This window comes from Crocinitomix catalasitica ATCC 23190, assembly GCF_000621625.1.
Taxonomy (GTDB): domain Bacteria; phylum Bacteroidota; class Bacteroidia; order Flavobacteriales_D; family Crocinitomicaceae; genus Crocinitomix; species Crocinitomix catalasitica.
The window spans coordinates 20,079-32,213 of the sequence record NZ_JHXV01000019.1 but is presented as its reverse complement, the minus strand read 5'-3'; the positions used below and the strand labels follow the sequence as shown (position 1 = coordinate 32,213).

Genomic DNA, 12,135 nt, shown 5'->3' with positions numbered 1-12,135 from the left:
TTATTTATAGAAATTCATTTCGTCGAGGTATTTAAAAACCGGTTCGGTTAATAAGTATTGAACGTCTTTTTGCTCTTTAATCATACGGCGAATAAAACTCGCAGACACATTCATCACTGGCGCATCACAAAACGAAATGTTTGCTGCTTTCAATAATTCACTTGCTTCTGTTGGTTCATCTTCACGTAAAACACGCGGGTAAACGATGATTGGGTAATTTTCGATGATATGCTCGAAATTCTTCCATTTATGCAAGGTGTTTAAATTGTCTTCGCCCATTATCAACGTGAAAAGATAAGATGGATGTTTTTCCTTTAATGCTTGTAAAGTATAAGCGGTATAAGAAGGTTTTGGTAGACCAAATTCAATATCACTGGCTGCTAATTTTGGGTTGGCTTCGACCCCTGCTTTTACCAATGCCAAACGATGATAATCCTCTAAAAGATTGGCCTTATTTTTATGTGGATTATGCGGGCTAACAACATACCATACTTCGTCAATTTCTGGCGTTTCGGCAATGTAATTGCCAATAATTAAATGACCGACATGAATTGGGTTAAACGAGCCAAAATATAAACCGATTTTTTTTTCGTAAACAGGCTCTTTACCTGCGAAACCATCTATCAAATTATTTATATCGTTTTCCATTATTTTATGAATGATTCAACAACATTTTTGATCTCATAACAAGCTTGTTCGAGGTTGTCATTCATTAAAACGTAATCGAATTGATTGACATAGCTCAATTCTTCATTTGCTTTTTCAAGTCGCATTTTAATTTGATCACTATTTTCAGTTTTTCTATTCTTTAATCTTTGCTCAAGTACAAACAATGAAGGAGGTTGTACAAATATGGATAAGGCATTTGATCCAAATATTTTCTTGAGGTTAATTCCTCCTATTGCATCTACGTCAAACAAAACAGTTTTTCCAGCGTCCCATTGCTTTTGAACTTCTGATTTTAAAGTACCGTAAAAATTATCTTTATAAACTTCTTCCCATTCTATAAAATCATCATTGGCAATCTTTGCTTTGAATTCTTCAACGGAAAAGAAGTGGTAATCAACGCCGTTTTCTTCACGTCCACGAGGTTGTCTTGATGCTGCAGATATGGAGAATGCCAAATTTGGCAAATTGCGCAATAGGTATTTTACGATGGTTGTTTTACCCGCTCCAGATGGTGCGGAAAATATTAAACATTTACCTGTTATTTTTTCATCCATTTCATTAGATAATAGTCGGTCAATTTACAAATTATAAACTGTTTAAAACTTGCTCTTTAATTTTCTCTAATTCATCTTTCATCTCAACCACTAATTTTTGCATTTCAACGTGGTAAGATTTAGAGCCTAAAGTATTGATTTCTCTTCCAATTTCTTGCGTGATAAAACCAAGTTTTTTGCCTTTTGATGAAGTAGCGTCAAGTGTCTCCATAAAATAATTTAAATGGTTTTCTAGACGATGTCTTTCTTCTGAAACATCAAATTTCTCAATGTAAAAAATAAGCTCTTGCTCGAATCTGTTTTGGTCAATTTTTACACCAACTTGTTCTAAAAGGTTATTCTTTATACGTTCTTTAATACTTTCAATTCTATCATTTTCATATTGCGGCAACTGTGCAAATGCAGCTTTGATATTATCGATTCGTATTTTAAATTCGTCATACAATAATGCGCCTTCTTGATTTCTGAATTCAATTAGACCTTCTACAGCTTCATGAACAAGTTTAACGATAAAGTCCCATTCGTCTGGATCTATATCAACTTGTTCTGTTGTAAAAATGTCTGGCATTCTCATCAATGTAGGCAGTAAGTTTTCGTTCTTTAAATCTAACTTTTCTGCTATTTGAGATAGTTGGTGGTAATACGCATCAAGGACTTCAGTATTTATTTTATTCGATGTCGATTTACCAACCATTTCAACTTGAATAGAGCATTCAACTTTACCTCTATCGGCTGCTGAGCTGATAATTTTTCGAAGTTCGATTTCATTCTGTTTATACTCAGATGGCATTTTTACAAAGAGATCCAAATTCTTACTGTTCAGCGATTTAATTTCGACTGTTATTTTTTTGTTTTTAGAAATACCAGAAGCCTTTCCAAAACCTGTCATTGATTGCAACATAATTTTTGCGAATTTTTATGCAAAAATACTAAATAAAGTAGAGTTAATATTTAACTAAACGTGTAATGCTGTTAGTAATTAAACAGACACCCTCTCTTTGTTAAGACTTTAACGTTTAGAATAATATATTGACACTTGTAGTTGCTTAGTATATTTTATTTTAATATCTTCCTAAAGTTTTAAAAAAATTAGCTATGAAAAGATATCTACTTACTAATCTACTTACTAATCTACTTACTAAAGGGATTTTAACATTATTTGTTTTAACATCTGTTAATTTGAGTTATTCTCAAATACTGACTTATGATTATACAGGCACTATTCAAGAATATGTTGTGCCTGATGGTGTTTCCAATATTCGTATCACGGCAGTTGGTGCCGCTGGAGGTGAGGGTACTGCTTTGAGTAGTGGCGAGAAGGGAAATGGTGCAAGTATGGCTGGCAATTTTATTGTTATTCCTGGTCAGGTGCTTAAGATAATTGTAGGAGGAGAAGGTAGTGGCGCTTTATATACCGGAGGTGGCGGAGGTGGAAGTTTCGTTTGGGATGATGACACAGAAAATTTATTAATAGCTGCAGGTGGTGGTGGCGGTGGCGGTGCTACCGATGCTGGTGGAGAGTTTACAAATGGTGTAGATGCATCAATTGAAGAAGAAGGTACACATGGACGCGGTTTTAGTGATGGCGGTGGTATAGGAGGTAACGGAGGTACTGATCCATCTGCTATTAATTGGGCTAGTGGTGGCGCTGGTTGGTTGTCGGGAGGTAATGATGGAACGATTCATTTATGTACGTATAATTCAACGGGTGGTGATACTCCATTATCAGGAGGTCTTGGCGGAACCGGTGGTGGATCTGCTGGAAATAATGCTGATGGCGGCTTTGGCGGCGGTGGAGGCAATAATGCGCGTTGTGGAGCTGTTGGCGGTGGTGGCGGCGGTGGATATAGTGGTGGTGGATGTGGTGGAGAAATAGTGTTAAGTCAATATAATGCCGGTGGTGGTGGCGGATCATTTAATGATGGTACCATGCAAGAGAATATTGAAGGTGTTGGTACGAGTAATGGTATGGTAACAATCGAAGTGACTTGTAGTGCTTTAGTTACTACAGTAACTGATTACGATCCTTGTATTAACGAATATATTACGTTAACTGCCGAATCTGAAACTGGTGGTGAAATATCATGGGAAGATGGAGTAGAAGATGGTGTACCATTTATACCAGGAGCTCCAGGTTTATATTCTTACACAGCAAATAGTACTGGAGAAGATGATTGTAGTGCGGTTATTGAAATTAATGTACGTCCTTTTCCAACAGTTATAGCAAATGCTTCGCCGACTGAATTATGTGAAGGTGAATCAATGATTTTATATGGAGGTGGTGCAGAGACTTACGAATGGAGTCCTGGAGATATAGCTGATCGTGATGTGATTTATCCTGCAGCAGGAACGCATACTTATATTGCTACTGGAACAGATGAATTTGGTTGTGTTGCAGATGATGAAGTGACTGTTGTTGTTCATTCTGAACCAATTTTAATTATAACTGCTGATAAAACTGTTGTTTGTCAGGGAGATGAGGTTACGCTAACTGCAAGTGGAGGTGTCGAATATGATTGGGATAGTCCAGTTGAAAATGGCATACCTTTCGCAATAGATGCTGTTGGATCTTTTACATATGAAGTTGAAATGGAAGATGTCAACGGTTGTGAAGTTGAAGGTGAAATCACAATTACTGTAGGCGCTCCAATTGAAATTACTTATGCTGTTACTGCAGAAGTATTGGGAGATGATGGTGCTATTGAAATTGATGTAATTGGAGGAACAATGCCATATACTTTCGATTGGGATAACGATGGAACTGGTGATTTTGACGATCCTGAAGATTTGACGGGAATTGCTGGTGGAGATTATGTCGTTGTTATAAAAGACGCTGGTACTTGTTCTAAATCTGAAACTATCACAGTTGATACTCAATTGGGTGTTGGGTCAAATGATTTGTTTCAAATGGAAATTTATCCGAATCCTGCAAGTTCTGTGATAACGCTTTCGTCCAAAGGTCAGCTTATTTATAGTATAACAGATCTTTCCGGTAAAATTATTACGAATGGAAACTTCATTGATAATAAAAATATTGAAATTAACGGCTTAGCAAAAGGAGCTTATTTTATTACAGTTGAACAAGGTACGATTTCAAAGACTTTTAAATTCCTCAAAATTTAAAGCCATGAAAATTTAATTATTTAAAAATTATCTAATGTTATGAAAAAAAATTACTTTTTTACATTGTTTGTTTTACTTGGAATTTCATTTTCAAGTATAAGTTATGGTCAATTGGCAACAATCGACTATACAGGGGATGAGATTATTTTCACAATTCCGGGAGGAGTTGGTTCAATTCAATTAGAAGTCAAAGGGGCCAAAGGAACCGATAATGGTGGTGTTGGAGGTTCTGGATCTATTATGATTGGAACTTTTGCAGTTGTGCCAGGTGAAGAATTGACTATTTATGCTGGTGGAAATCCCGCTGGTCTGAATGCAGGAGGTGATGGATCGTATGTAGCTCGTGAAGATGGTACTTTAATGATTGCTGCTGGTGGTGGCGGAGGTGGCCGAGATACTGATGGTGGAGACGCTGTTATAACGGAAGATGGAACGGCTCCACCAATTCATATTGGTAGTCCAGGAGGAGTTGGTGGTGAAGGTGGTGAGGCTGGCGAGCGAGAGTGGGGAACAGGCGGCGGCGGCGGTTGGTTTTCAGCTGGTGAAGATGGTGAAGGTTCTCCCGGTGGAGCAATTCATTGTAGAGCAAGTGTTGGTACAACTTTTGCTGGGGGTGCTGGTGGCGGTTATTCTGGTGGTGGCGGAGTGAGAATGTTTAGTGGTGATGGTACTGGCGGTGGCGGTGGCGGCGGTTCTTATAACGCAGGTGAAGATCAAGATAATACACCAGGTGCGAACGCCGGTCCAGGTCAAGTTATTATAACTGCTTTATGTTTTCCGCTGTTAACAACAGTAACTGATTACGATCCTTGTATTAACGAATATATTACGTTAACTGCCGAATCTGAAACTGGTGGTGAAATATCATGGGAAGATGGTGTAGAGGATGGTGTGCCATTTATACCAGGAGCTCCAGGTTTATATTCTTATACAGTAAATAGTACAGGTCCTGAAGATTGTTCAGTTGTTATTGAAATTAATGTACGTCCTTTTCCAACAGTTATAGCAAATGCTGCGCCGACTGAATTATGTGAAGGCGAATCAATGATTTTATATGGAGGTGGTGCAGAGACTTACGAATGGAGTCCTGGAGATATAGCTGATCGTGATGTGATTTATCCTGCAGCAGGAACGCATACTTATATTGCTACTGGAACAGATGAATTTGGTTGTGTTGCAGATGATGAAGTGACTGTGGTTGTTCATCCTGAACCAATTTTAGTTATAACTGCTGATAAAACTGTTGTTTGTCAAGGAGATGAGGTTACGCTAACTGCAAGTGGAGGTGTCGAATATGATTGGGATAGTCCAGTTGAAAACGGCATACCTTTCGCAATAGATGCTGTTGGATCTTTTACATATGAAGTTGAAATGGAAGATGTCAACGGTTGTGAAGTTGAAGGTGAAATCACAATTACTGTAGGCGCTCCAATTGAAATTACTTATACTGTTACTGCAGAAGTATTGGGAGATGATGGTGCTATTGAAATTGATGTAACTGGAGGAACAGTGCCATATACTTTCGATTGGGATAACGATGGAACTGGTGATTTTGACGATCCTGAAGATTTAACTGGAATTGCAGGTGGTGATTATGTCGTTGTTGTAAAAGACGCTGGTACTTGTTCAGGTACAGAATCAATGACAATTGAAACGCAATTAGGTCTTGAATTATTAAATGGTTTGGAAGTGAATGTGTTTCCTAATCCAACAAGTGATATTTTGAATGTTAATTTATTAGGTGAATTTACCTATACACTGTATTCAATTTCAGGACAAGAAATTTTATTAGGACAGGATTTCGATCAAACGTTTATATCAATGAATGATTTTGAGAAAGGGCAATATATTTTGAAAATTCAACAAGGTGTTAATATTGTTGAAATTCCCGTAATTAAGCAATAATTAATTTATTCATTAAAGCCTCCAGTTCTGGAGGCTTTTTTTTGGTTAAAAGGTTGAAAATTGGCGAGATAGTAAAGCTGATTCCGGATAATATTTGTATTTTAATAAAAATTTAAAATTCATGCTATGAAGCAAAACTTATTACTTAAATCTTACTTGATTATTTTTTTATTTATTCAAGGAATCTTTGCATATACACAAGAAACTTTTGAATATACGGGAGAAATTGTTGATTACGTAGTTCCTGACGGTGTTTCAAATATCCGGATAACTGCGGTTGGAGCAGCAGGAGGAGTTGGAGTCACAGGTGAGGCCGGTGCTGCAGGAGATGGAGCTAGTATTGCTGGTGATTTTATTGTTGTTCCCGGTCAAACACTCAAAATATTGGTGGGTGAGAAAGGAAATGACGGAGGTTATGTTGGTGCCGGAGGTGGAGGGTCTTTTGTTTGGATAGACGATACGGAAGAATTATTAATAGCTGCCGGTGGTGGTGGCGGTGGCGGAAGATCATCAGAATTTGAAGATGGTTTAGATGCTGTTTTAACAGAAGATGCAACTGATGGTGCTGGAATGCCTGATGGTGGAGGTGTTGACGGAAATGGAGCAACTACTCCTGCTGTAGTAGCATGGGCTGGTGGAGGAACTGGTTGGTTAACAAGTGGGAATGATGGAAGTGAACATGATTGTGCCGTTTATTGTACTGGAGGTGTTAAACCATTGTTAGGTGGTGAAGGTGGAAGTGGTGGTGGTGATGATGATACTGCTGCTGATGGCGGCTTTGGCGGCGGAGGTGGTAATAATGGTAGATGTGGATCTGTTGGTGGCGGCGGCGGGGGTGGCTACAGTGGTGGGGGTAGCGGCGGTGAAGCTATCGGAAGTCAGTTTAACGGCGGCGGTGGCGGCGGTTCGTATAATGGAGGTACTTCACCAGAGAATATCGCAGGTGTTGGTACTGAGCACGGTTCTGTTATTATTGAAGTTACTTGTTCTGCCTTAAGTTTAACGGTAACAGATTATGATCCTTGTATTAACGAATATATTACGCTAAGTGCTGAATCTGAAACTGGAGGAATTACAACGTGGGAAGATGCTGTTGAAGATGGTGTGCCTTTTATTCCAGGAGCACCTGGAACCTATATTTATACTGTGAATAGTACAGGTGAAGATGATTGTGCAGGAATTGTGACAATTAACGTACGCCCTTTTCCAACAGTTGTAGCCAACGCAACACCTTCAGAATTATGTGAAGGTGAATCATTGATTTTATATGGTGGTGGTGCTGAAACTTACGAATGGAGTCCTGGTGATATTGAAGATCGTGATGTGATCTATCCTGAAGAAGGTACGCATACTTATATCGCAACTGGAACAGATGAGTTTGGCTGTGTTGCTGATGATGAGGTGACTGTGGTTGTTCATCCTGAACCAATTTTAGTTATAACTGCTGATAAAACTATTATTTGTGAAGGTGATGAGGTGACTTTAACCGCTACTGGGGGCGTTGAATATGATTGGGATAGCCCAGTTGAAAATGGTATTCCTTTTACACTTGATGAGATCGGTTCATATACATATGAAGTAGAAATTGAAGATATAAATGGATGTGAAGCAGAAGGTGAAATCACCATAACAGTTGGTGCACCGATTGAAATTACTTATACTGTTACTGCAGAAGTGATGGGCGATGACGGAGCTATTGATATTGATGTAACTGGAGGAACAATGCCATATACTTTTGATTGGGACAATGATGGAACTGGTGATTTTGACGATTCTGAAGATTTAACTGGAATTGCAGGAGGTGATTATGTCGTGGTTGTTAAAGATGCAGGTACTTGTTCGAATACAGAATCGATGACAATTGAAACGCAATTGGGAATTGAAACACTAAAAGATTTAGAAGTTAATGTTTTCCCGAATCCAAGTAATGATCATATCACTATACAGGTAGAAGGACAATTTAGTTATGAATTTCATGCCATGAATGGTTCGGTTTTAACATTGGGTAATGCTATAAACCAAACTAAATTGAACTTAGGTGATTTTGAAACTGGAGTTTATTACTTAACTGTAAAAACGAAGGATGCATCCAAATTAATTAAAGTTGTAAAAAATTAAAATATGAAAACAAAATTATTAACGGTATTGGGATTATTCGCTATCCAAGGTTTAGTATTGAATCTCTTGTTTGCACAAGAAGAGGTTTTTTCTTATACAGGTAGTGTACAGTATTATACAGTTCCCGATGATGTCGGATCAATTCAAGTAGAAGCATGGGGTGCAGAAGGAGGAACAGGAGTTTTTGGAGGAGTTACACCAATTCCTGGAAAGGGGGGGTATGCTGTTGGACAATTAACTGTTACTCCAGGTGAGGTTTTAGAAATATATGTAGGAGGAGAAGGAGTTACGATAGGAGCCGGTGGATTTAATGGAGGTGGTCGATCAGGTTCTAGTTATGCTGGATCTGGTGGAGGAGCGTCTGATGTTCGAAAAGCACCTTATGGATTAGATGATCGTGTGATTGTTGCTGGAGGTGGCGGAGCTGCGACTTTTGGTTCATCACCAAGTAATGGTGGTGACGGAGGTGGTTTAAATGGACTGGCAGGAGAAGATATGGATGAATTTACTGGTGGAGGCGGAGGAACGCAAGTTGCTGGTGGAACTGCAGGGTGCTGTTATGGTGCTGCTACTGGGGGAACATTCGGAGTAGGTGGTGGCCCAGGTGATGCACACAACGGCGGCGGCGGTGGCGGTTGGTATGGTGGCGGATCTGGCGCAGGACAAGCTTCAGCAGGTGGAGGTTCTTCTTATATTGAAGGACTTGTTGACGGCGAAACAATGGCTGGACTAAGAGAAGGTAATGGGGAAGTTATTATAACAATTTTATGTAATGATTTATCTCTAACTGTTACAGATTATGATCCGTGTATTAACGAATATATTACATTAACTGCTGAATCTGATACTGGTGGTGATATTTCTTGGGAAGACGGTGTAGAAGATGGAGTCCCATTTATTCCAGGTGCTCCAGGGGTTTATTTCTATACAGCTAATAGTACTGGTCCAGATGATTGTAATGCGGTTGTTGAAATTAATGTGCGTCCTTTCCCAACAGTTGTTGCAAACGCAGCTCCATCTGAATTATGTCAAGGTGAATCTTTAATTCTTTATGGGGATGGTGCTGAAACATACGAATGGGGTCCAGGTGATATAACTGATAGAGGTATTTTGTATCCTGAAGAAGGTACGCATACTTATATCGCGACTGGAACTGATGAATTTGGATGTGTTGCTGATGATGAAGTGACTGTTGTCGTTCATCCTGAACCATCTTTAGTGATTACAGCTGATAATACTATTATTTGTGAAGGTGATGAGGTGACTTTAACCGCTACAGGTGGTGTTGAATATGATTGGGATAGCCCAGTTGAAAATGGTATTCCTTTCACAATTGGTACCATCGGAACGTATACTTACGAAGTTGAAATTGAAGATGAAAATGGATGTGAAGCAGAAGGTGAAATCACCATAACAGTTGGTGCACCAATTGAAATTACTTATACTGTAACTGCAGAAGTGATGGGCGATGACGGAGCTATTGATATTGATGTTACTGGAGGTACAACTCCATATACTTTTGATTGGGATAATGATGGTACAGGTGATTTTGATGATACAGAAGATTTAACAGGAATTGCAGGTGGTGATTATGTGGTAGTTGTGAAAGATGCAGGTACTTGTTCTGGTTCAGAATCGATGACTATTGAAACACAATTAGGAGTTGAATCGCTAAATGATATTGAGGTTAATGTATTCCCAAATCCAACAAACGAGGTTGTAAATGTGAGTTTAAAAGGCGAATTTACGTTCACGCTATATTCAATAACAGGTCAAGAAGTGCTAATAGGGCGTGATTTAAATCAAACACGTATAGCTTTAAATGATTTTGAAAGTGGACAATATATCTTGAAAATTCAACAAGCAGAAAAGACTGTTGAGATTCCGATTATTAAAAACTAATTACATCAAATAAATTGTAGAAAAGGTCTTCAGAAATGAAGGCCTTTTTTTATAGGTTAAAATATTTTATCAATAAAGTTGCTTTGGAAAGTCCAACCTCTTTTGTTAATTCATTTTTAGTCGCCTCTTTTACGCGCTTAACCGACTTGAAGTGTTGAATTAATTGTTCAGCGGTTTTCTCACCAATGCCTGGAATGTTCGTTAATTCTGTTCCTAATGCATTTTTACTTCGCTTATTTCTATGGTGCGTAATCCCAAATCGATGGGCTTCATTTCTTAAATGTTGAATGATTTTTAACGATTCTGAACGTTTGTCTATATAGACTGGAATAGAATCTCCAGGGAAATATATTTCTTCTAATTTTTTGGCAATACCGATCACGGTTATTTTTCCTCTTAACCCTAATTTGTCTATGCTTTTTAAGGCAGAACTCAGCTGCCCTTTTCCTCCATCTATTATGATTAATTGAGGTAGTTCTTGGTTTTCATCTAAAAGACGACGATATCTTCGAAAAATAACTTCTTCCATCGATGCGAAATCATCTGGTCCAACAACTGTTTTAATATTAAAATTCCTGTACTCTTTTTTGCTTGGTTTACCATCCCTGAATACAACACAAGCAGCAACAGCATTCGTTCCCTGAAAATTCGAGTTGTCAAAACACTCTATATGACGTGGGAGTTCCTTTAATCTTAAATCCTTTTTCATCGTCTCCATAATTCGTTCGGTATGACGATTGGGATCAATCAATTTGACTTGTTTATGCTTTTCCAACATAAAGAATTTAGAATTCCTTTGAGACAAGTCTAAAAGTGCTTTTTTATCACCCCTAATCGGATTCGTAATGGTTAAATCTGCAAAATTTTTATTCAATTTGACATCCGTAATAACCTCTTTTGATTCGGTGCCAAAACGATTGCGCATATCAATTAAAACAAACGAAATGATTTCTTCGTCTGTTTCATCTAGCTTTTTCTTAACCTCTACGGTGTGACCATGAATGATGGAGCCGTTGCTGATTTTTAAAAAGTTGACATAGGCAGATTTATCATCCTCAGTCATGCTAATCACATCCACATTATGAATTCGAGGACTAACAATGGCCGATTTGGAATAATAATTTTGTAGGCTGCTAATTTTGTTTTTAACTTCCAATGCCTCTTCGAATTTTAGTTCGTCAGAAAATTGGCGCATCAACCTTTTTAGTTCTGTGATAACCGATCCAATATTTCCTTTTAGAATCGATTTAATATCATCTATATATTTTTGATAATCGGCTGTTGTTTCGGCTCCGATACATGGACCTAAACAATTGCCAATATGATACTCTAAACAAACTTTGTGCTTTTTAGCCTCTATTTCTTGTTTCGATAAATTCAACTTACAAGTACGCAAAGGGTAAACATCCTTGATTAAATCTAGTAAAGTATACATCATCTTAACAGATGCGTAGGGACCGTAATAATCCGAACCGTCCTTTACGACTCTTCTGGTAGAAAACACTCTCGGAAACGGTTCGTTTTTAATACAGATCCAAGGATATGTTTTATCATCTTTTAATTGAATATTATACTTCGGGAGGTATTTTTTAATGAGGTTATTCTCTAAAAGCAGTGCATCTAATTCTGTATCAACAACCAAATATTTGATGTCAACTATCTTTCGAACGAGAATTGCTGTTTTAGCACTGTCATTATTCGATTTATTAAAGTAGGATGAGACCCTTTTTTTTAAATCTTTGGCTTTGCCAATATAAATGATGACGTCATTTTTATCAAAGTATTGGTAAATTCCAGGCAAATTTGGAATGTGTTTTATTTTATCTCTTAAATGTTCAAACATATAGAACTTACCCCTTTCTAC

At 38.0% G+C, this 12,135-nt stretch carries 8 protein-coding genes; 4 read left to right on the top strand and 4 right to left on the bottom strand.

The window, feature by feature from the left end; all coding sequences use genetic code 11:
- Genes nadD through T367_RS0111830 form a run of 3 tightly spaced genes read right to left on the bottom strand, consistent with a single transcriptional unit; the run spans position 1 to position 2,124 of the window.
- On the bottom strand, positions 1-648 hold the full coding sequence (nadD, locus tag T367_RS0111840) for a nicotinate (nicotinamide) nucleotide adenylyltransferase (protein ID WP_084274408.1): 648 nt from the start codon (positions 646-648) through the stop codon (positions 1-3).
- The gene (gmk, locus tag T367_RS0111835; RefSeq protein ID WP_035843487.1) at positions 648-1,223 is read right to left on the bottom strand and encodes a guanylate kinase; all 576 of its coding nucleotides are present in this window, start codon (positions 1,221-1,223) and stop codon (positions 648-650) included. Before gmk ends, nadD begins: the two co-directional genes overlap by 1 nt.
- A 31-nt stretch (positions 1,224-1,254) precedes the next feature.
- Complete coding sequence (locus T367_RS0111830; RefSeq protein ID WP_027420035.1) at positions 1,255-2,124, bottom strand: YicC/YloC family endoribonuclease; 870 nt, start codon at positions 2,122-2,124, stop codon at positions 1,255-1,257.
- 194 nt (positions 2,125-2,318) lie between these two features.
- Here T367_RS0111830 and T367_RS25495 point away from each other — a divergent pair, with 194 nt between their 5' ends.
- From T367_RS25495 to T367_RS23970, 4 genes are all read left to right on the top strand, one after another.
- The gene (locus T367_RS25495) at positions 2,319-4,346 is read left to right on the top strand and encodes a T9SS type A sorting domain-containing protein (RefSeq protein ID WP_157454211.1); all 2,028 of its coding nucleotides are present in this window, start codon (positions 2,319-2,321) and stop codon (positions 4,344-4,346) included.
- A 39-nt stretch (positions 4,347-4,385) separates the two neighbouring features.
- Positions 4,386-6,251: a T9SS type A sorting domain-containing protein gene (locus T367_RS25490; protein ID WP_027420034.1), complete on the top strand. Its 1,866-nt coding sequence runs from the start codon at positions 4,386-4,388 to the stop codon at positions 6,249-6,251.
- A gap of 126 nt (positions 6,252-6,377) precedes the next feature.
- Complete coding sequence (locus T367_RS0111815) at positions 6,378-8,369, top strand: T9SS type A sorting domain-containing protein (RefSeq protein ID WP_027420033.1); 1,992 nt, start codon at positions 6,378-6,380, stop codon at positions 8,367-8,369.
- A gap of 3 nt (positions 8,370-8,372) precedes the next feature.
- Positions 8,373-10,271 carry a glycine-rich protein gene (locus T367_RS23970; protein WP_051568516.1) on the top strand — a complete coding sequence of 633 codons (1,899 nt, stop codon included), beginning with the start codon at positions 8,373-8,375 and terminating at the stop codon, positions 10,269-10,271.
- Positions 10,272-10,320: 49 nt separating this feature from the next.
- On the opposite strand, the gene uvrC is transcribed toward T367_RS23970, so the two are convergent.
- Entirely contained in the window at positions 10,321-12,114 is a 1,794-nt protein-coding gene (uvrC, locus tag T367_RS0111805) for an excinuclease ABC subunit UvrC (protein WP_027420032.1), read from the bottom strand.
- Between the last annotated feature and the right edge of the window lie 21 nt (positions 12,115-12,135).

Bases quoted from the DNA above. Each gene is read 5' to 3' on its own strand.
- T367_RS25495 (WP_157454211.1), top strand. From the start codon at position 2,319: ATGAAAAGATATCTACTTACTAATCTACTTACTAATCTACTTACTAAA.
- nadD (WP_084274408.1), bottom strand. From the start codon at position 648: ATGGAAAACGATATAAATAATTTGATAGATGGTTTCGCAGGTAAAGAG.
- T367_RS0111815 (WP_027420033.1), top strand. From the start codon at position 6,378: ATGAAGCAAAACTTATTACTTAAATCTTACTTGATTATTTTTTTATTT.
- uvrC (WP_027420032.1), bottom strand. From the start codon at position 12,114: ATGTTTGAACATTTAAGAGATAAAATAAAACACATTCCAAATTTGCCT.
- T367_RS0111830 (WP_027420035.1), bottom strand. From the start codon at position 2,124: ATGTTGCAATCAATGACAGGTTTTGGAAAGGCTTCTGGTATTTCTAAA.
- T367_RS25490 (WP_027420034.1), top strand. From the start codon at position 4,386: ATGAAAAAAAATTACTTTTTTACATTGTTTGTTTTACTTGGAATTTCA.
- T367_RS23970 (WP_051568516.1), top strand. From the start codon at position 8,373: ATGAAAACAAAATTATTAACGGTATTGGGATTATTCGCTATCCAAGGT.
- gmk (WP_035843487.1), bottom strand. From the start codon at position 1,223: ATGGATGAAAAAATAACAGGTAAATGTTTAATATTTTCCGCACCATCT.